At 43.6% G+C, this 18,458-nt stretch carries 21 protein-coding genes and 1 tRNA gene; 3 read left to right on the forward strand and 19 right to left on the reverse strand.

Going from position 1 to position 18,458, the window contains the following annotated elements; genetic code table 11:
- Nucleotides 1–105: 105 nt before the first annotated feature.
- The 14 genes from HF992_RS05600 to HF992_RS05665 all read right to left on the reverse strand — a co-directional run bounded on the left by HF992_RS05600 (nucleotide 106) and on the right by HF992_RS05665 (nucleotide 10,304).
- Nucleotides 106–816 carry an ABC transporter ATP-binding protein gene (locus HF992_RS05600; RefSeq protein ID WP_168549078.1) on the reverse strand — a complete coding sequence of 237 codons (711 nt, stop codon included), beginning with the start codon at nucleotides 814–816 and terminating at the stop codon, nucleotides 106–108.
- A complete protein-coding gene (locus tag HF992_RS05605) occupies nucleotides 816–1,580 on the reverse strand; it encodes an ABC transporter ATP-binding protein (protein ID WP_168549079.1) in 765 nt (254 codons plus the stop codon). Before HF992_RS05605 ends, HF992_RS05600 begins: the two co-directional genes overlap by 1 nt.
- Nucleotides 1,581–2,528: a branched-chain amino acid ABC transporter permease gene (locus tag HF992_RS05610; RefSeq protein ID WP_168549080.1), complete on the reverse strand. Its 948-nt coding sequence runs from the start codon at nucleotides 2,526–2,528 to the stop codon at nucleotides 1,581–1,583.
- Nucleotide 2,529: 1 nt separating this feature from the next.
- A complete protein-coding gene (locus tag HF992_RS05615) occupies nucleotides 2,530–3,399 on the reverse strand; it encodes a branched-chain amino acid ABC transporter permease (protein ID WP_168549081.1) in 870 nt (289 codons plus the stop codon).
- A gap of 354 nt (nucleotides 3,400–3,753) precedes the next feature.
- Entirely contained in the window at nucleotides 3,754–4,938 is a 1,185-nt protein-coding gene (locus HF992_RS05620; RefSeq protein ID WP_168549082.1) for an ABC transporter substrate-binding protein, read from the reverse strand.
- A 446-nt stretch (nucleotides 4,939–5,384) separates the two neighbouring features.
- Nucleotides 5,385–5,681 (reverse strand): DUF2129 domain-containing protein, encoded by a 297-nt coding sequence (locus tag HF992_RS05625; protein ID WP_168549083.1) that lies wholly within the window; start codon nucleotides 5,679–5,681, stop codon nucleotides 5,385–5,387.
- Nucleotides 5,682–5,778: 97 nt separating this feature from the next.
- Nucleotides 5,779–6,018 carry a KH domain-containing protein gene (locus tag HF992_RS05630; RefSeq protein ID WP_168549084.1) on the reverse strand — a complete coding sequence of 80 codons (240 nt, stop codon included), beginning with the start codon at nucleotides 6,016–6,018 and terminating at the stop codon, nucleotides 5,779–5,781.
- Between the two features lie 27 nt (nucleotides 6,019–6,045).
- On the reverse strand, nucleotides 6,046–6,318 hold the full coding sequence (gene rpsP, locus HF992_RS05635) for a 30S ribosomal protein S16 (RefSeq protein ID WP_168549085.1): 273 nt from the start codon (nucleotides 6,316–6,318) through the stop codon (nucleotides 6,046–6,048).
- 201 nt (nucleotides 6,319–6,519) lie between these two features.
- Nucleotides 6,520–6,607 (reverse strand) — tRNA-Ser (locus HF992_RS05640).
- A 55-nt stretch (nucleotides 6,608–6,662) separates the two neighbouring features.
- Nucleotides 6,663–7,505, reverse strand: a complete 843-nt coding sequence (locus HF992_RS05645; protein WP_168549086.1) for an NAD(P)H-hydrate dehydratase — start codon at nucleotides 7,503–7,505, stop codon at nucleotides 6,663–6,665.
- Nucleotides 7,505–8,353 carry a bifunctional methylenetetrahydrofolate dehydrogenase/methenyltetrahydrofolate cyclohydrolase gene (locus HF992_RS05650; protein WP_168549087.1) on the reverse strand — a complete coding sequence of 283 codons (849 nt, stop codon included), beginning with the start codon at nucleotides 8,351–8,353 and terminating at the stop codon, nucleotides 7,505–7,507. Before HF992_RS05650 ends, HF992_RS05645 begins: the two co-directional genes overlap by 1 nt.
- Before the next feature lie 119 nt (nucleotides 8,354–8,472).
- Nucleotides 8,473–9,207, reverse strand: coding sequence for an amino acid ABC transporter ATP-binding protein (locus HF992_RS05655; RefSeq protein WP_168549088.1), 735 nt, complete (start codon nucleotides 9,205–9,207; stop codon nucleotides 8,473–8,475).
- Entirely contained in the window at nucleotides 9,204–9,935 is a 732-nt protein-coding gene (locus HF992_RS05660) for an amino acid ABC transporter permease (protein WP_168549089.1), read from the reverse strand. The genes HF992_RS05655 and HF992_RS05660 overlap by 4 nt, the downstream gene beginning before the upstream one ends.
- Before the next feature lie 138 nt (nucleotides 9,936–10,073).
- Nucleotides 10,074–10,304 (reverse strand): DUF1797 family protein, encoded by a 231-nt coding sequence (locus tag HF992_RS05665; RefSeq protein WP_168549090.1) that lies wholly within the window; start codon nucleotides 10,302–10,304, stop codon nucleotides 10,074–10,076.
- A gap of 291 nt (nucleotides 10,305–10,595) precedes the next feature.
- Between HF992_RS05665 and HF992_RS05670 the strand changes: the two genes are divergently transcribed.
- The 3 genes from HF992_RS05670 (at nucleotide 10,596) to HF992_RS05680 (ending at nucleotide 13,766) form a co-directional block, all read left to right on the forward strand.
- Complete coding sequence (locus tag HF992_RS05670) at nucleotides 10,596–12,800, forward strand: ATP-dependent Clp protease ATP-binding subunit (RefSeq protein ID WP_168549091.1); 2,205 nt, start codon at nucleotides 10,596–10,598, stop codon at nucleotides 12,798–12,800.
- Between the two features lie 185 nt (nucleotides 12,801–12,985).
- Entirely contained in the window at nucleotides 12,986–13,435 is a 450-nt protein-coding gene (locus HF992_RS05675) for an NUDIX hydrolase (protein WP_168549092.1), read from the forward strand.
- A 28-nt stretch (nucleotides 13,436–13,463) separates the two neighbouring features.
- Entirely contained in the window at nucleotides 13,464–13,766 is a 303-nt protein-coding gene (locus HF992_RS05680; RefSeq protein ID WP_168549093.1) for a DUF1827 family protein, read from the forward strand.
- Between the two features lie 375 nt (nucleotides 13,767–14,141).
- Here HF992_RS05680 and HF992_RS05685 read toward each other — a convergent pair whose 3' ends face one another.
- From HF992_RS05685 to HF992_RS05705, 5 genes are all read right to left on the reverse strand, one after another.
- Nucleotides 14,142–14,759: an alpha/beta fold hydrolase gene (locus tag HF992_RS05685; protein ID WP_168549094.1), complete on the reverse strand. Its 618-nt coding sequence runs from the start codon at nucleotides 14,757–14,759 to the stop codon at nucleotides 14,142–14,144.
- A 16-nt stretch (nucleotides 14,760–14,775) separates the two neighbouring features.
- On the reverse strand, nucleotides 14,776–15,639 hold the full coding sequence (locus HF992_RS05690) for a GNAT family N-acetyltransferase (protein WP_168549095.1): 864 nt from the start codon (nucleotides 15,637–15,639) through the stop codon (nucleotides 14,776–14,778).
- Nucleotides 15,640–15,704: 65 nt separating this feature from the next.
- Nucleotides 15,705–16,691 (reverse strand): oxygen-dependent tRNA uridine(34) hydroxylase TrhO, encoded by a 987-nt coding sequence (trhO, locus tag HF992_RS05695; protein ID WP_018368680.1) that lies wholly within the window; start codon nucleotides 16,689–16,691, stop codon nucleotides 15,705–15,707.
- Between the two features lie 160 nt (nucleotides 16,692–16,851).
- On the reverse strand, nucleotides 16,852–17,397 hold the full coding sequence (locus HF992_RS05700; RefSeq protein WP_168549096.1) for an ECF-type riboflavin transporter substrate-binding protein: 546 nt from the start codon (nucleotides 17,395–17,397) through the stop codon (nucleotides 16,852–16,854).
- A 9-nt stretch (nucleotides 17,398–17,406) separates the two neighbouring features.
- The gene (locus tag HF992_RS05705; protein ID WP_168549097.1) at nucleotides 17,407–18,249 is read right to left on the reverse strand and encodes an SAM hydrolase/SAM-dependent halogenase family protein; all 843 of its coding nucleotides are present in this window, start codon (nucleotides 18,247–18,249) and stop codon (nucleotides 17,407–17,409) included.
- Nucleotides 18,250–18,458: the final 209 nt, after the last annotated feature.

The raw sequence follows: 18,458 nt of genomic DNA on the forward strand, positions 1-18,458 counted from the left end.
CTCCTTTATTCTTCCTTCTCCCTATCATAACAAAATAAGGTTAAAAATACACTTCCTAAGCTGAAATTTTTCTAGAAAACAAAAAGGACCGCAGTCCTTTCGCTATCAACCACCCAGATAGGCCCTTCTGACCTCATCCGATGCCAAGAGTTCCTGACCAGTCCCTGTCAAGACAATAGAGCCCGTTTCTAACACATAGCCCCGATTCGAAATTGAAAGTGCCATATTGGCATTTTGCTCAATGAGAAGGACTGTTGTTCCTTGGCGTTGAATATCTTGAATGATATCAAAAATCTCTTGAATGAAGATAGGAGCTAGCCCCATTGATGGCTCATCAAGTAATAACAGTTTGGGTGTTGACATCAGGGCACGCCCCATAGCTAACATCTGCTGCTCACCGCCAGACAGGGTAGCTGCGTCCTGGTGTTTGCGCTCTTCTAGACGCGGAAAACGGTCGAAAACCTTCTTCATATTCAATTGATTTTCTTCCCTATCCTTCTTTAGAAAGGCACCCATTTCAAGGTTTTCCAAAACCGTCAGGCCAGAAAAAACATGCCGACCTTCTGGAACTTGTGACAAGCCACTGGCGACAATTTTCTGAGCAGGAACCTTTTGGATTTCTTGATCTAAAAAGGTTATCCTACCGCTAGATGGCCTAACTAAACCCGAAATGGTTCGTAAGATTGATGTCTTACCAGCACCATTTGCTCCAATCAAGGAGACCACTTCTCCCTCATTGACTTCAAAAGAGACCTCTTTAACCGCTTGAATCACGCCATAGTGAACAGACAACTGCTCAACTGTTAACATCGGCATTAGGCTTCACCTCCTAGATAAGCTTCAATCACCCGTTTATTGTTCTTGATTTCTTCGGGTGTCCCGTGAGCAATCAAACGACCATACTCCAGAACATAGATGCGCTCTGTCACTTCCATAACCAAACTCATGTCGTGCTCAATCAGCATGATGGTCAAATCAAATTGCTCTTTTAATTGGCGAATCAAGGCAGTTAACTCTGCCGTTTCTTGCGGATTCATCCCAGCTGCTGGTTCATCTAAAAAGAGAATTTTGGGCTCAGTAGCTAGGGCTCTGACAATTTCCAAACGACGTTGTTGCCCGTAGGGAAGATTTTTTGCCAGAACATGGGCATCCTTATCCAAATTGAAAATAGCTAAAAGCTCCAAGGCCTTTTCTTTTAAACTTGCCTCTGACTTATAGAACAATGGCAAACGAAGAAAAGAAGCCAAAAGATGCGATGATTGATGGTTGCCCATTCCAATTAAAACATTGTCCAAGACACTCAAGTTCTTAAAGAGACGAATATTTTGAAAAGTTCGGCCAAGACCAGCCGCTGCAATCTTATACGGTGCTTTGCCATTTAGCAACTTACCGTCCAAGGTTACCGTTCCCTCACTTGGTTCATAGACGCCCGTCAACAAATTAAACAATGTCGTTTTACCAGCCCCATTAGGCCCAATCAGACCGACTAGCTCGCCACGATGAAGTTCAAGCGTCACATCTCCAACTGCCGTCAAACCACCAAAGTGTTTGGTTAATTGATTTACTTCAAGTAAGGCCATTTACTGATCCTCCTTTTTCTTAAACAATGGCGCCAGAGCCAATTCCTTTGTTCCTAAAAGTCCTCCTGGACGGAAAATCATCAATAAAATCAAGGCAAGCGAATAAAGAATCATCCGGATATCGGCTACATTTTGCAAAAGAACATTAATAATGCCCAGCACAACAGCAGCCACAACTGAGCCTGTCATTGATCCTAAGCCGCCTAAGACAATTATAATCAGTACATTAACAGAAGTCATCAAGCCGAAGTCTTTCGGCACAACTGTTCCAATGTAACCCGCTTGCAAGCTTCCTGCAATCGCTGCTGTCATAGCTCCTATAACAAAAGCAATTACCTTAATTTGGGTAGTGTTGACCCCCATCGATTCTGCTGCAATCTCATCTTCACGAACTGCTAAGGTTTCACGTCCCATAGGACTTCTCAAAAAATTCATGACCAATACAATCACCAGAACTGTCAAAATGAAGACCAACTGCCAGGTTGTAAAAGGTGGAATCCCCATAATCCCCCTTGGACCATTGGTCATATCGCCTCCATTGACAATCAAAATTCGGATGATTTCCGCTACCCCGAGAGTTGCTATGGCTAAATAATCTCCCTTGAGACGAAGGGTCGGAATACCAACAAGTAGCGCGACAGCACCAGCCAGCAACATTCCCACCAAAACAGTCAGGAAAAAGCCTCCATAAGTCGGGATCTTTGAGCCTAAAATAGCTGTGGTATAGGCGCCAATCGCCATAAAACCAGCATGTCCAAGAGAAAACTGGCCAGAAAATCCCACAATCAAGTTTAGACCAACAGCTAAGATAATATTGATCCCAATCTGTTGCAGAACCTGCACATAGTAAAGGTTTAATGCTCCAGTCCCAATCAGAAGGCTAATTAAGGCATAGAGCCCGACAATGGCGACCAACCAAATCAGGTTGAGTTTTAGATTTTCTTTCATGCTATACCTTCTCCTTCACATTTTTGCCTAAAAGACCTGCTGGACGTACAAATAGAATCACGATTAATATGGCATAAACCACACCATCTCGAAAATCCGAAAGATTGAAAGCAATCGCCAAGGTTTCTAAAATACCAATAACCACGCCACCTAGGGCAGCACCAGGAATAATACCAATACCACCTAAAACAGCTGCGACAAAGGCCTTAAGACCTGGGGTAACCCCCATTAGGGGTTCGACAGAATTGTAGTAAAGACCAATTAAGACGCCTGCTGCACCTGCGAGAGCTGAACCTAGAGCAAAGGTAAAGCTAATGGTCCGATTGACATTAATTCCCATCAATTGGGCCGCATCGCTATCAACAGAAACAGCACGCATGGCTTTCCCCATCTTGGTTTTCTTGACGACAAACTGCAACATCACCATAAGGATAATGGAAACAGCCAGGATAATCAATTGAATATTGGTAACAGAAACAGGCCCCAAATCATATTTCACTGTCTCAATGGCTTGCGGGAAGGCACGCGTATTCGGACTGAAAAAATAAACCATCACATACTGGAGCAAAAAAGAGACTCCAATCGCCGTAATCAAAGCTGCAATCCTTGTCGATTGCCTCAAAGGACGATAGGCTAAAAATTCAATTGCCACCCCTAAGATGGCAGAGCCTGCCATCGCTAAAATAAGGGCTAGAAAAAAATTGAGCTTGAAGGCATTGATTAGGAAATAGCCCATAAAAGCCCCCATCATATAAATATCGCCATGGGCAAAATTAATCAATTTGATAATGCCATATACCATGGTATAGCCTAGGGCTAAAAGGGCATAGACACTTCCTAAAATCAACCCATTGACCAATTGTTGAATCATTATTACACCGAACTTTCTAAAAAGATTAAAACGAAAATCAATTAGCTAATGAGCATCTAGGTTTACTTGAGGCAGAAATAACTCTAAGACAGCAGCATTCCAAATCACTCATGTCTAGGTCGTTCATCCCCCAAAAAAGGATGCCCCTCCCCTAAAAACGCTCAACTATAAAAACTAGCTAACAAGGCAAAAGAGTGTCGTTATCTCAGCAAAATTGCTACGGATACCTCCACCCTGTACCATCAATATTAGGAAACCTGACTAGGCAATGCTGATGTATTCTCTAGACAGGTTCAAAGATAAATCAGCCACAAAGGGCTGATTTATCAAAGAGATTCTCTCACTGGAGACGAATTATTTAGCCTCCAAAACGTCAACACCAGAGACCTTGCCATCGGTAAAGCTGATGACATAGGCAGATTTTATCACATTGTGATTTTCATCAACCGACATGGTACCAGTTACACCTTCAAAACCGCTAAGCTTTGCCAAGTTGTCTTTGATATCAACCGAACTAGTAGCTCCTTTAGCGGCTTGAGCTGCCATATAAACAGAATCATAGGCTAAAGCAGAGAACATAGATGGTTCTTCACCATACTTAGCAAGATATGCGTCATAGAATTTCTTAGCTTTTTCAGAACCTTCTGTCGAGAAGGCAGACAAATAGTGAACATCTGTCGCTGCAGCGCCAGCTTTTTCGAGGAAAACAGGGCTATCAAAACCATCTGGACCCGCAATAGCTTGTTTGATGCCAAGATCACGAGCCTGCTTCACAATTGCTCCCGTCTCTTCGTAATAACCTGGCATAACAATAGCATCAAAGTCCTTATCCTTGATTTTGGTCAATGCCGCTTGGAAATCCTTGTCACCTGCCGCAAATGTCAGGGTCTCAATAATCTCTCCGCTGTAAGCTTCTTTAAAGGCATCTGCAATCCCTTTAGCATAATCACTGGAGTTGTCATAGTAAAGAACTACTTTTTTAGCCTTCAAACTATCTGTTGCATAAGTAGCTAAGAGCTTCCCTTGGTAGCTATCAACAAAGGTTGTACGGAAGAAATAGTCATTGACCGTTTTACCGTCTGCCGCAAAGACAAGACTATCCTGGGTTCCAGACGGACTAATCATAGCAACACCACCTTTGGTCAAGTTAGCTGTCGCCGCTGCAGAAGCTCCTGAAGTTGCAGCTCCGATAACCACATTGGCGCCTTCCGTCACAAGGCTAGTCGCTACAGTTGCTGACTCAGCAGTCTCTGATTTGTTGTCCTTGGAGATAACCTCTAATGGCTTACCATCAATACCACCGGCAGCATTAATTTCTTCGACGGCCAAATCTGCTCCGCTTTTCTCTGTTATCCCATAAGAAGCGACTGCACCGCTCAACTCAAAATTATAGCCGACCTTAACTGTCTCACCGATGCTATTGCCTGCAGGTGCTTCTGCTGAAGAGCTTGAGTTATTTGAACCAACTTCCCCACAGGCTGCTAAAAACGCAACGCTGGCAAAGGTCAATAGGCTTAAAGCTAACGATTTCTTTTTCATAAATGTTACTCCTAGAATCTAATATAAAATCAAGTATCACTAATATACGAAATTATCTGAAAATTGTCAACAGCCTTAGCTCCTGTAAACGTTTTTATTTTAAATTCATTTTATAAACCTCTTAAACATCAACCTTCTCTCAACTTTTTTACCTACATAAAGCAAAAAGAAAATAACTCTCATCGCACATCTAGTTTAGCTTATTTTTGTAGAATAACACGCCTCTAAAAATTCATATGGATACTACGGTAAGTCTGTTCTCCGCATGTGCAGAATACTAACTTAGAAATCACAATTCACGCTTAACGCTATCAGGAGGCTGCTATTTAAACAAGATTTAGCGTTATAAAAGCGTCCCAAAAGGACGCTACTCTAATCTGCCTAAATCAAAATTAGAAAACTAGGCCTAGACTGTAAGAGGGCAAAACGACTCTGTTACAAAAAAACTAATTGATTTCCACTGTGACCGATGTGACCGAATCCTGCTGAGAAGTGTCTCGCCATAAATTTCCAACAAAGTTTTGATCCAAATCTTTGATATAGGAGGGGACGACCTTCTTTACATATTTTTCTTTGGATAATTTCGCCATTACCTCTTCCACTTGGTCTTCATCTAAATACAGCACCACATAACGCCCTCTACGAGATGTGTGTGCCACATCTCCAAAACTGACTACTTTTTTGATATCTCTATGGTAATGAAGGTAAACAACGATACTTTGCCTAGCTTTCTTTTCAAACATATTAACTCCTTTTCTTAGATTATATCAAAAAGTCATTAAAATGACACCTTAGAGTTATATAAAACGATCCCTAGCTAGGAATCGTTTCAGTCAGGTTCTATTTTTCATCAATCACAAGGCGAACTTTTTTACCATCTGTCGGCACAGAATAAACAATCGTTCTTATGGCAGAGATGGTCCGCCCTTTGCGACCAATCACGCGACCAATATCACTCGGATCAAGATCCAGATGGTATTCTAAAAACTCTGGGGTATCCTCAATCCGTAGCGTCAAGTTATCTGGCTGTGAAATCAAAGGTTTCACAATTGCAATAATCAGATGTTCAATCATGTCCATAGGCTTTCTCGCTTTGCTTGATTTGAATTATTTTGAGAACTTTTGGTCGTGGAATTTAGCCAAGACACCCGCTTTAGACAAAAGGCTACGCACTGTGTCAGATGGCTGTGCACCATTAGCCAACCACTCAAGAACACGGTCTTCCTTGATTGTCACTTGGTTTTCAGTCACAAGAGGATTGTAAGTTCCAACTGTTTCGATGAAGCGTCCATCACGTGGTGCGCGTGAATCTGCAACGTTAATACGATAGAAAGGTTTCTTTTTAGAACCCATACGAGTCAAACGGATTTTTACTGCCATTTTAAGCTTTCTCTTTTCTTTTTATTCTTTAGGTCAATAGCTGAGCTATCAACTCACTTTAACTATTATAACACAAAAAAAGCATCTGTCAAGAAAAAAACTTGACAGACGCTTTTTAGAGATGAATTCAGACTATCCTCCTGATATTTTTCCCCAAAAAAAACTGAGCTTATGCCCAGTTTTCCACATTCGCTAAAATTAAGGAGAACATGGGATTCGAACCCACGCGCCGCGTAAACGACCTACCACCTTTCCAAGGTGGCCTCTTAAGCCACTTGAGTAATTCTCCAAAACTGTACTTAGTATAGCACAATTCCAGCTGAGAATCAAGGTTTTTCATCAGTTTAATTCTTCTTTTCAATGTCCTTCATAGCCTTACTTACTTCTAGGCTGATCTGACTAGGTAAAACCACATAGGCTTCCTGAGCCAACCGGTCTGCGATTGCTGAGTGTAAATGAGTCGCTACAGCAACCGTCTCAAACAGGTCATCCTGAAATTGGGCAACAAATCCTGCAATCATTCCAGCCAACGTATCTCCCATTCCACCTGTTGCTTGATGAGGCCCACCAACATCCAGTGTCAAGCTCTCTCTTCCTAGGCTATGAACGCTTGTCCGATGAGATTTCGCAACCAAAATCGTTCTCGCTGGAAATTTCTGCAAAGCCTTCTGAGGCGCAGTTTCAGACTGTTGCTCAATGGTAACACCTGATAAACGTTCCCACTCTTTTTGGTGAGGCGTCAGTATTAGTGACTGACACTCAGGAAGCTGTTGAGAGGACTTCGCTAAAAGGTTGAGGCCTGACCCATCTACTAAGAGAATCTGATGAGAACCTATGTAGGAAAGGACTTCTTTAAACAAGTGTTGAGCTAAAAGCTCTTCTCCCAAGCCTGGACCAATTAGAATAACATCTGCTAATTGCATCTGTTCCACTAATAAGGCTCGATCCCTCACATCAAAGGCCATGGCTTCTGGAAGCCGAGCATGTAACGCTACGATATTTTCCTTATCTGTCGCGACCATCACTAGACCTGCCCCGCTATGGACACAAGCAAGGGTTGCCAAGATAATGGCACCTCCATAAGGATAGAGTCCACCAATCAAGAGGACGCGGCCAAAGGTTCCTTTATGACTATCTAAAGGACGGGGACGGATTACTTTTTCCAATAAACGTTGATCAATCGCCATTAGCGGATGCTCCTGAGCGCAGCTTGGTAGGTCTGCTCCATTAGCATGGTAATCGTCATCGGTCCAACACCGCCCGGCACAGGGGTAATAAGACTCGCCACTTCTGAAACAGATTCAAAGTCCACATCGCCGCACAGTTTGCCATTGTCATCTCGATTCATCCCAACATCAATAACAACTGCTCCTTCTTTGACGAAATCTCTGGTGACAAACTTAGCCTGGCCAATAGCTACTACTAAGATATCTGCCTGACGCGCCAAAGCTTTTAAATCCTGTGTCCGAGAATGCCCTATCGTCACTGTCGCATGGGCATCCATAAGCAACTGGGCCATAGGCTTGCCAACAATATTAGAACGACCAATCACCAAGGCCCTCTTACCAACCAACTCAACCTCATAGGCCTTCAACAACTCCATAATCCCAGCTGGTGTTGAAGGAATCATAACCGGATGACCGGACCAGAGTTTCCCCATGTTGGTCGGGTGAAAACCGTCGACATCCTTTTCTGGAGAAATAGCCAGTAGCACCTTTTCCTCATTGATATGCTTGGGCAAGGGGAGTTGGACCAAAATTCCATGCCAAGCCGGATCCTGATTATAAGCAGCAATCTTCCTTAGTAACTCCGCCTCAGTGACTGTCTCTGGCAAACGCACCACTTGACTCTTGAAGCCAGCTGCTAAAGCTGAACGTTCTTTGTTACGGACATAGACTTGACTGGCAGAATCCTCTCCCACCAAAATCACAAGCAAACCAGGCCTTACACCATGCTCTGCTTTTAATTGTGCTGTCTTTTGGGCTAAATCCGCCTGCATTTTTGTTGCTAAAGCTTTGCCATCCATTATTCTCACGTCAATATACCTCCCACATTTTGACACATTATAACAAAAAAGTATCGTATTTTCTAGCGATACCCCATCAGAATAAGGAAAATAAGAAAAGCCTAGCCCAATCAGCTAGCTCTTCTCACTTATAAAACCTTCGAAAGAAAATCCTTCGTCCGTATTTCCTTAGTCTCTTCAAAAATCTGTTGAGGTGTTCCTTCTTCAACAATCACCCCACCATCCATAAAGATAATCCGATCAGCAACTTCCCGAGCAAATCCCATTTCATGAGTCACAATAACCATGGTCATTCCTGATTTGGCGAGGTCTTGCATAACCGCTAACACCTCGCCAACCATCTCTGGGTCAAGGGCTGAGGTTGGCTCATCAAAGAGAAGAACATCTGGATCCATGGCTAGCCCCCGAGCAATCGCAATCCGTTGCTGTTGCCCACCAGATAAACTCTGAGGAAAAGCACGAGCCTTATCAGGTAAGCCAACCTTTTCCAAGAGATCATGTGCTTTGGCTTGTGCTTCTAACTTATCCATCCCCTTGGTTTTGATGGGGGATAAGGTAATGTTGTCCATGACAGACATGTTAGGGAAAAGGTTGAACTGTTGGAAAACCATGCCCATCTTTTCCCTCATTTTAAAGAGATCATTAGACGGATCGGTGATATCTACACCTTCAAAAATGACCTGTCCCTGTGTCGCATCTTCCAGGAGGTTCATGGTCCTTAACAAGGTCGACTTACCTGATCCTGACGGACCGATAATCACCACCACTTCTCCTTGATCAATGGTTAAATCGATTCCCTTTAAAACCTCTTGCTTTCCAAAATATTTGTGCAGATTTTTTAGTTCAATAATGGCTGAAGTCATTCTTTTTTGGCTCCTTTGTTAAAGTGATTTTCTAAAGCTTTAATAACCCAAGTCATCAGGCTGGTCATAAACAAATAATAGAGCGCTGCAAACAAGAGAGGACTAAGGGGCAGATAGGTCGTCACAGAGACCGTAGTCGCTCCATTCCAGAGTTCCATAACCCCAATAGTAGATAAGAGCGAACTATCTTTGATGATCGTAATAAACTCATTTCCCAAAGAAGGCAGAATATTTTTGATCGCCTGTGGCATAATGACATAGCGCATGGTTGGCCAAGGACGCATGCCTAAAGAATAAGCAGCTTCCATCTGACCAGGTGGTACTGCATTGAGACCTGCTCGGACTGTCTCGGATACATAAGCTCCGCTATTCATCGAGATAATGATGATCCCTGGGACAAGCCGGGACAAGTCCATACTGATACTGCCAAAGGGCACAATGGGAGCTGAAATTTTGATCAATATAAAGGAAATCATGATTTGGACTACCATGGGAGTCCCACGGAAAATCCAGATATAGGTATTGGCCAGAACAGCTAATGGATTCCATTTAGCTAGTAATGGAATGCTCTTCAATCTAGCCAGAGGGTAAAAACGCGACCTCTGTGCAAAAGCCAGTAAGACACCCAGGATGGTTCCAAAGAACACCACGCAGACCGAGACCATCAAAGTCACCAGAGCTCCATAATTAAAATAAGGCAAAAATTCAGGTAAAAACGAAAAATCCATAGCGATTCCTTTCTAAATATAGAAATATTATACACTTTTTGAATAATAATTCAAGTGTTAAGTATTAGATTTTCCCAAACCTTAAAAAAAGAAAACACCTGAAATCTCAGATGCCTCATTTTCTTCGTTACTTTTTTATTAATAGAGCAACTCGTAAATTTCCATAGCCACTAGGTCGATTGAATCGAAAGTAAACGTCTCATGAGCCGCTACATCACGCAACGTGAAGACAGAACCGTTCTCTTCATCATAGCTATAAGACACTTCAGCGACAACCACTCCTTCGCGCTCAAAATTACGTTTTAAGTTACCACCATCCTTAGCCATCAGCTCCAAACGGTTAATAATTCTCACCAAATGTGATTCCATAGTTATTCTCCTCTTAAAAGTCTATACTCTATTTTACCATAATTTCAGCGACTTGGGCTATAAAAAGAGGACTTTTTAAGAGGTTACAGGAAATTTTCTTTCAACTTCAGTAAATTTGCTTAATTAGTCCTCATCTAGATTGGAAGGATGAAAGGATCCTTTCATCTTCAAGACACTAACAAGCAATCTTTTCAGTTGCTTTCCTGTCTGGAAGTGATATAATAAAATTACCATTTGACCTTCTTTGACCTTTGGTCAGTCATTTGTGAATCTAGGAAAAGAGGTAGTTCTATGCTTTGTCATAATTGTCAAATTAACGACGCCACCATCCATCTCTATAGCAATCTCAATGGTCGCCAACACCAAGTAGACCTCTGTCAAAACTGTTACCAAATCATGAAAACAGACCCTCAAAATGCCTTATTCAAAGGCATTTCCAATCCACAAAATAGCCAAAGAAGTCCCTTTGAGGATTTCTTTGATGAATTGAGTAACTTCCAGCAGAACCATCGCCGTCCGAGCAACAACACCCCTCCAACCCACCCTGGTCGATCAGGTGGAAATGGCCAGAATGGACAACCGCCTAAAAAAGGACTTTTAGATGAGTTCGGCATCAATGTCACTGATATTGCACGTAGAGGGGGGATTGACCCTGTCATCGGTCGTGACGAGGAAATTACCCGCGTGATTGAGATTCTCAATCGTCGGACAAAAAACAATCCTGTCTTAATCGGAGAACCTGGCGTCGGTAAAACAGCTGTCGTTGAAGGCCTTGCTCAGAAGATTGTGGATGCTGATGTTCCTCACAAACTCCAGAATAAACAGGTTATCCGACTCGATGTGGTCAGTCTCGTCCAAGGGACTGGGATTCGTGGACAGTTTGAAGAGCGCATGCAAAAGCTCATGGAAGAAATCCGTGAACGTCAGGATGTTATCTTATTCATTGACGAAATCCATGAAATTGTAGGCGCTGGTGCTGCTGGTGATGGGAACATGGATGCCGGTAATATCCTTAAACCGGCTCTCGCTAGAGGCGAATTGCAGTTGGTTGGGGCAACTACGCTCAATGAATACCGCATTATCGAAAAAGATGCTGCTCTGGAACGACGGATGCAACCTGTTCGTGTAGACGAGCCAAGTGTTGAAGAGACAGTTATCATCTTAAAAGGGATTCAAAAACGCTACGAAGATTATCACCATGTACGCTATACTGATGAAGCAATCGAGTCAGCCGCCCATCTCTCCAACCGCTATATCCAAGACCGCTTCTTGCCTGACAAGGCCATTGATCTGCTTGATGAAGCTGGCTCTAAAATGAACCTAACCCTGAACTTCGTGGATCCTAAAGAGATTGACCAACGCCTCATCGAAGCCGAAAACCTTAAGGCCCAGGCCACTCGTGATGAAGACTACGAAAAAGCAGCTTATTTCCGCGATCAAATTGCTAAATACAAGGAAATGCAACAGACCAGTCTCGATGATCAAGATACCCCAATCATCACTGAGAAAGAAATCGAGAGCATCGTTGAGCGTAAGACGAATATTCCAGTTGGCGACCTCAAAGAAAAAGAACAAAGCCAATTGATCCACCTTGCCAGTGATCTCAAAGCCAATGTCATCGGCCAGGATGATGCTGTAGATAAAATTGCCAAAGCTATCCGTCGAAATCGAGTAGGCCTTGGAGCCCCTAATCGTCCGATTGGTTCTTTCCTATTTGTCGGACCAACTGGGGTCGGAAAGACTGAATTGTCTAAGCAATTAGCTATCGAGCTCTTCGGTTCGGCTGATGCCATGATTCGCTTTGACATGTCAGAATATATGGAAAAACACAGCACTGCTAAACTGGTCGGAGCTCCTCCAGGCTATGTCGGCTACGAAGAGGCTGGCCAGCTAACGGAAAAAGTCCGCCGAAATCCGTATTCTCTCATCCTCCTAGACGAAGTAGAAAAAGCTCACCCAGATGTTATGCACATGTTCCTCCAAGTCTTGGACGACGGGCGTCTAACAGATGGTCAAGGTCGAACAGTCAGCTTTAAAGATACGATCATTATCATGACCTCTAACGCAGGCACCGGCAAAGTAGAGGCCTCCGTCGGTTTTGGTGCAGCCAGAGAAAACCGTACCAACTCTGTCTTGTCTCACTTGGGCGACTTCTTCAGTCCAGAATTTATGAACCGTTTTGATGGAATCATTGAATTCCAAGCCCTCAGCAAAGAAAATCTGCTCAAAATCGTTGATCTGATGCTAGATGGTGTCAGCGAGCGCCTAAGTATAAACGGTATCCGTCTCCATGTCACTGACAAGGTTAAAGAAAAATTGGTTGACTTAGGCTACGATCCTAAGATGGGAGCAAGACCTCTGCGTCGAACGATCCAGGACCATATCGAAGATGCTATCACTGATTTTTACTTAGAAAATCCTACCGAAAAAGACTTAAGGGCTGTGATGACTTCTAACGGTCAAATTACGATTAAGGCCCAGAAGGCTGAGAAATAAACCAAATCCTCCTCATATCTGTTTGGGGAGGATTTTAGTGTTTTTTAGGCCTGGTACTCATGAACTTGTCACCTGCCTTCAATAAGGTGAGCTGTCAATAGGCCGTCTTAACTTTTTATGGTTTTTTTGAGTCCACAATATTCTAAAAATATATTTTTTGGTATAATGGTAAAAAGGAGAACGCTATGCAACATCCCGTATTCGGTCAAAAAATCACTGGCGCTGACTATCAATCTCGCTATGGTGTCTATGCCATCATTCCAGATGCAACAGAAACAGAACTTGTCTTGATTCAAGCGCCCAATGGGGCTTGGTTTCTGCCAGGTGGAGAAATTGAAACAGATGAAAACCATCATGAAGCCTTATCCAGAGAGTTACTGGAAGAACTAGGGGCAACTGCCTCTATCGGCGCATTTCTTGGTCAAGCAGATGAATACTTCTACTCTCGTCATCGTGATACGCATTTTTACCACCCTGCCTATCTTTACGTTGTTTCTGATTTTAAAGAGGTCCAACAGCCCTTAGAAGATTTCAATCGAATCGGCTGGTTTCCGATTGCAGAAGCGAAAACCAAGTTGAAGCGTGACAGCCACCGCTGGGGAATTGACCGATGGTTGGAACAAAAGGACAATTGACTTTTCTCTCATTTTAAAGGAGTTTTCTATGAAACTAATCAATACTACCAACAGTCACGCTGAGTTGGTCACCAAACAGTTGGAAAATACCGATGCAACGTTGGTTGAAACATACTCAGCAGGCAATACAGATGTGATTTTTACCCAAGCTCCTACTCACTATGAGCTGTTGATTACCAACAAGCACCGCGCCATTCGTCAGGATGAGGTAGAAAAAATCCGCGCCTTTTTCCTTAAGCGCAAGATTGATACAGACAGGATTGATCAATCCAAAATTCAAACCCTCGTCTGCCCTACTCTGATCGAAATGTCCATTCCAATTATCCGTTAATAGCAAGGATCTTAAAAGAGGCTGGGCAAAAACTAACTTCAAAATAAAACCACACAGTGATTTCTATCTTGAAAATAAGGCTCTTTGTCAACCCACTACAGTTGACAAAGAGCTTTATCATTATAAACCGTAACATGGAAAACGAGCATCTCCAACTGCGGAAATGCTCGTTTTTTCGATTCTGAAACTAGTTTTTGCCCAGCCTCTTTTGAGAACAGTCAGTTTGAAATTGTTTCGTAAAATAGCCAAGCAAGAATAAGAGACTGTTGCTTATTGACCTCGTTGCCAGCAGTTGTGGGCTACTCTAGTTGTACAGACTGCAACAGTGCCTATGACTGAAGAACAGCTGTTTGGGTAATCCTTTCCTTGCCGTTATTAAAGTGTCTGCAAGAACATCTTGAGGCGCTCGACCAACTGTTCTGGCTGGTCTTTGTTGACCTCGTGACCTGCTTCAGCTATCACCGCAATCTCTGCTTTTGGCATCAAGTTCTTCAGTTGCTTGGCTGTTCTAAGGTTAATCTTATCGCGCTCCCCACAGAGCAAGAGGACTGGCAAGGTCATTGTTTGTAGAAAACCTGTCATATCCAGCTGAGCCAAGTCTCGATAAAAAGCCAGCAAATTATCCTTATCCAATCCTTGTTTTTCCAAAAGAGATGGTGGCAAGAGCTTAAGCAAGCCAACCTGCCCCTTATAAGCCCAATTCTTGGTGAATTGATACTGACCAGCAATGCTGACGACTGCTCGGAGCTGCGGATCTGGGTCTTGCAATAAGGACAGTGCTAACATACCGCCCAAAGACAGGCCAATCACAACAACGTCTTCCTCGCTCTCACGAACCGCCTGTCTGACCTGCTCTTGTAGGCTAGAAAAATGAGGTAATCTCCCATGATGAAATAAATTTAGGCTGACACAGTGATAACCCTTTAGCCCTGTTATCACCTGCTCCCAAGCTCGGCTATCTTGCCCCACACCGTGTAGAAAAATCAGTTTCATCACTCAATCCCCTCTCTTAATCCTTGCTGGAGAGATAAATCACTTCTGTCTGAGTGACAAAGCCCAGTTGTTCATAGAGTTTTTTAGCACCGTCATTGTCCATATCCACGGCAATCTGTAGCTCGGTATCACCTGCATGGTAACGGTCGTTGATGATGGTTTTCACCAGCTGACTGCCGATGCCCTGACCGCGATAGGCAAGATCAACAGCAAGACCGTAAAGGTAAGTCAGGCTAGAACTGATGTCCACCGTACAAGTGCCAATCACTTGATCAGCTAGGCGGGCAACATACAAGAGACTGTTCTGATCTGCCAAGGCTTCTGACACATAGGTCAGACTGAGCTCTAGCGGCGTCTCAAACACGCGCGCTTTCAGCTCAGCAATGTCCTTCACCTCCTCTGGTCTAGCCAGCGAGAGAGACACCTCAAGGGGCAGCTCTGCCATGTCCATAGGCAAGCACGGCCGTCCCAAAAAGTACTCACTATCGTCATCAATGACCACTCCCCAAGCTGACAGGAGACCTGGATTTGCCTCGATAAAGGCACGCTCCGCAATAAAGGAAACCTCTGTCACACCATAGGAAGCTGTTTCCGTTAAAAACTTCTGATAAAGTTCCCGGGCAATGCCTTTCCTGCGGTGCTCTGGCGCAACAAAGAGCGACAGGTCCACTTCAGGTGTATCGGCATAGACCGCCAGCAAACCAATTAAGTCATCCCCCTCGTAAGCCAAGAAAAAGGCCGGCATGTCAGGGTTAACATTAAGCTGATTGGATAAGTAGGGCTCTTTATAAGTCTTATCATGAGCCATGCAGTGGGCTAGAAAAGCTTTTACCCGTTTGCCTTGTTCAATAGATAAGCAATTCGTACTGATAATATCCATAGAAGTACCTCCATGAGGTCTATTATACCAAAAAAACCAGCCAAGAGGCTGGTCATCATCGCTGATTAAGCTGGAGCAACAACAGGTAGTGTTTCTCCGATTTCCGCTAATCTTGCTGCCCATTCTTCATGGGTCAATCCATGCTCTTCCACGTAGCGGTTGCGGGCATGAGCACGGCATTCTGCTGAACAGCCACGAACATATTTGTGTTCGTTCTCTTCAGACGTCAACATGTGACGGTTACAGAATGGGTTGGCACAATTAACATAACGTTCACACGGTGTGCCGTCAAACCAGTCCTTTCCAATGATTTTTGGATCAACATGGTTAATGTCTACGGCAATGCGCTCGTCAAAGACATACATCTTGCCATCCCACAGCTCGCCTTGTACCTCTGGATCTTTCCCATAAGTGGCGATACCACCGTGTAGCTGACCGACATCCTTGTAGCCTTCACGCACCATCCAGCCTGAGAATTTCTCACAGCGGACACCACCGGTACAGTAGACCACGACACGCTTGTCCATGAATTTTTCCTTGTTGTCCCGCACCCACTGTGGCAACTCGCGGAAGTTGCGGATGTCTGGGCGAATGGCGCCACGGAAGTGACCGAGGTCATACTCGTAGTCATTACGGGTATCGAGCACAACGGTGTTTTCATCCAAAAGAGCTTCTTTGAACTCTTTCGGTGTCAGGTAAGCCCCTGTCGTTTCAAGTGGGTTGATATCCGCGTCAAAATCATTGTCCTCCAGCCCCAAGTGAACAATTTCCTTGCGGTAGCGAACAAACATCTTCTTAAAGGCTTGCTCCTCTTCGAGGTCAATCTTGAACCAGAGGTCAGCAAAACGCTCATCGCTGTGCACCCAGTCCATGTATTTCTGAGTGGTTTCAAAATCTCCAGAAACCGTACCGTTGATGCCCTCTTCCGAAATCAAAATCCGCCCCTTGAGACCGATTGATTTACAAAAGTCCAAATGAGTCTGCACGTATTCTTTGGCATTCTCGATATGGACGTATTTATAGTAGAGTAATACTCTGATGTCCTTTGACATGTACTTCTCCTTTTCCCTGTTGCATGCAGGTTATTGTATGAAAAACATGTTTTCACCTCTATTATTATACCGTCTTAGTCGGATTTGGGAAAATATCTTGTCTGCAAAATGAAAAAGACAGCCCTCACGACTATCTTCTAACTGTCTCTATCAATAACCCTTAAGCTTTAGAGAGAGACCCTTTTTGCACACGGGTCTTGGCATAGACGCTTAAAAGAGCTGTTCCTGCAACCGCAACAGTTACAGCATTAGCCAGACCAGCTACCAAACCTTGAGTGAAGACTTTAGAAGCAGGCTCACTGTGGATAAAAATATCTCCGAGAGGCGCAACAAGTCCCCAAGAAATCACCACACCTACTAAGGTCCCTAAAATTGTCCAGGCAGCATCTTTCTTAGTAAAGATTCCTGATTCGATACGCAATTTTTGACCAACCAAGCCTAGGATTAAGCCAAAAACACCAGCCGCTAAGATCCAAGCCCACCAAGGTGTCCCCCATGATAAATCAATCAAGGTATTGCCCAAAAAAGCAATCAAGAAACCCGCCAAAGGACCATAAAGGGTCGCAAAGAGTGCCAAGACAGCATACTGTAATTGGATATTAGTGTTTGGAATGCCTGTTGGAATACTGATAAAACGCCCAATTAAGAAGAAAAGGGCAGCTCCAATCCCAATGGCAACTACTGTTTTAATGGATAATTGTTTCATGTAAAGCTCCTAAATTTTTTTAAATTCAATCTGCCAGTTAGCTCCAACAGAAACGTTATACGCCTTGGCAAATGAACCTTGGTTAATCGCGACACCAACGCAATAGACCGAATTGATATAGATAATGGGCTGTCCAATCCGAACATCTGCAAAAGACTTCCCATAGATGACCTGATTCTGGTAGACCAACATATCATTATTATAGATCGTCACCTCAAAACGATCGCCAAATTCTGGGTTCAACGTATAGAATTCAGACCGGCGAATAGATGTCCACAAAGACCCAAAGCGCACATCCAAGATATCAATTGCGCCTTTAACAGAGTCTGTTGTCACAAGCGTTTCCACAATCGGCATCTCAACAATATCTGCCACCGAAAGCTCTGGCCCAACCTCTTCAAAAGAAATATGACCACTCGCGAGCTTAGCTCCCGTATAAGCGTAAACATCTCGTCCATGAAAAGTATAAGAATGTTCCGTATTCTTGCGACGATTTTCCACTTCAGAGATTTCCCGAACAGCCTTGATTCCCACTTGTTTTTTCAAATAGCTGAGCGTCCCATTGTCCGGGGTAACGATGTACTGGTTACGTTCGGTCAATGCCACAACACTCTTACGCTTCGATCCGACACCAGGATCAACCACCGAAACAAAGGTTGTACCTTCCGGCCAATATTCCACCGTTTGGAAAAGGCGGTAGCTGGCTTCAAAGATATTATAAGGCGTAATATCATGAGTCAGATGATGAATGCCAAGCTTGGGATCCTCCTGAAGCGCAACCCCAATCATAGCGGAAACAGCTCCGTCGACCAACCCAAAATCAGATTGTAATACCAATAAATTATTCGACATTTTTCCCCCTCCTAAAGGATACTTAATATCCTACCATATTTTAAACCACTTTAAAAATAGTTGATTCTTATAGCCAGTTATATCTTTTAACTGAGAGGTCAAACTTTTAGGACTGTTCATCCTAACGTCTCACCCTTTATAAAGAAGATAGCAAACACTAGATGCCAGATGCTCTTACTATTTTTAGCTTAACACTACTAATTTTAACT

Origin of the sequence: Streptococcus ovuberis, from assembly GCF_012396585.1 — a bacterium.
GTDB classification, from domain to species: domain Bacteria; phylum Bacillota; class Bacilli; order Lactobacillales; family Streptococcaceae; genus Streptococcus; species Streptococcus ovuberis.

Coding starts and splice junctions, on each gene's coding strand:
- HF992_RS05600 (WP_168549078.1), bottom strand. CDS start 816: ATGCCGATGTTAACAGTTGAGCAGTTGTCTGTTCACTATGGCGTGATT.
- HF992_RS05605 (WP_168549079.1), bottom strand. CDS start 1,580: ATGGCCTTACTTGAAGTAAATCAATTAACCAAACACTTTGGTGGTTTG.
- HF992_RS05610 (WP_168549080.1), bottom strand. CDS start 2,528: ATGAAAGAAAATCTAAAACTCAACCTGATTTGGTTGGTCGCCATTGTC.
- HF992_RS05615 (WP_168549081.1), bottom strand. CDS start 3,399: ATGATTCAACAATTGGTCAATGGGTTGATTTTAGGAAGTGTCTATGCC.
- HF992_RS05620 (WP_168549082.1), bottom strand. CDS start 4,938: ATGAAAAAGAAATCGTTAGCTTTAAGCCTATTGACCTTTGCCAGCGTT.
- HF992_RS05625 (WP_168549083.1), bottom strand. CDS start 5,681: ATGTTTGAAAAGAAAGCTAGGCAAAGTATCGTTGTTTACCTTCATTAC.
- HF992_RS05630 (WP_168549084.1), bottom strand. CDS start 6,018: ATGGACATGATTGAACATCTGATTATTGCAATTGTGAAACCTTTGATT.
- rpsP (WP_168549085.1), bottom strand. CDS start 6,318: ATGGCAGTAAAAATCCGTTTGACTCGTATGGGTTCTAAAAAGAAACCT.
- HF992_RS05645 (WP_168549086.1), bottom strand. CDS start 7,505: ATGGCGATTGATCAACGTTTATTGGAAAAAGTAATCCGTCCCCGTCCT.
- HF992_RS05655 (WP_168549088.1), bottom strand. CDS start 9,207: ATGACTTCAGCCATTATTGAACTAAAAAATCTGCACAAATATTTTGGA.
- HF992_RS05660 (WP_168549089.1), bottom strand. CDS start 9,935: ATGGATTTTTCGTTTTTACCTGAATTTTTGCCTTATTTTAATTATGGA.
- HF992_RS05665 (WP_168549090.1), bottom strand. CDS start 10,304: ATGGAATCACATTTGGTGAGAATTATTAACCGTTTGGAGCTGATGGCT.
- HF992_RS05670 (WP_168549091.1), top strand. CDS start 10,596: ATGCTTTGTCATAATTGTCAAATTAACGACGCCACCATCCATCTCTAT.
- HF992_RS05675 (WP_168549092.1), top strand. CDS start 12,986: ATGCAACATCCCGTATTCGGTCAAAAAATCACTGGCGCTGACTATCAA.
- HF992_RS05680 (WP_168549093.1), top strand. CDS start 13,464: ATGAAACTAATCAATACTACCAACAGTCACGCTGAGTTGGTCACCAAA.
- HF992_RS05685 (WP_168549094.1), bottom strand. CDS start 14,759: ATGAAACTGATTTTTCTACACGGTGTGGGGCAAGATAGCCGAGCTTGG.
- HF992_RS05690 (WP_168549095.1), bottom strand. CDS start 15,639: ATGGATATTATCAGTACGAATTGCTTATCTATTGAACAAGGCAAACGG.
- trhO (WP_018368680.1), bottom strand. CDS start 16,691: ATGTCAAAGGACATCAGAGTATTACTCTACTATAAATACGTCCATATC.
- HF992_RS05700 (WP_168549096.1), bottom strand. CDS start 17,397: ATGAAACAATTATCCATTAAAACAGTAGTTGCCATTGGGATTGGAGCT.
- HF992_RS05705 (WP_168549097.1), bottom strand. CDS start 18,249: ATGTCGAATAATTTATTGGTATTACAATCTGATTTTGGGTTGGTCGAC.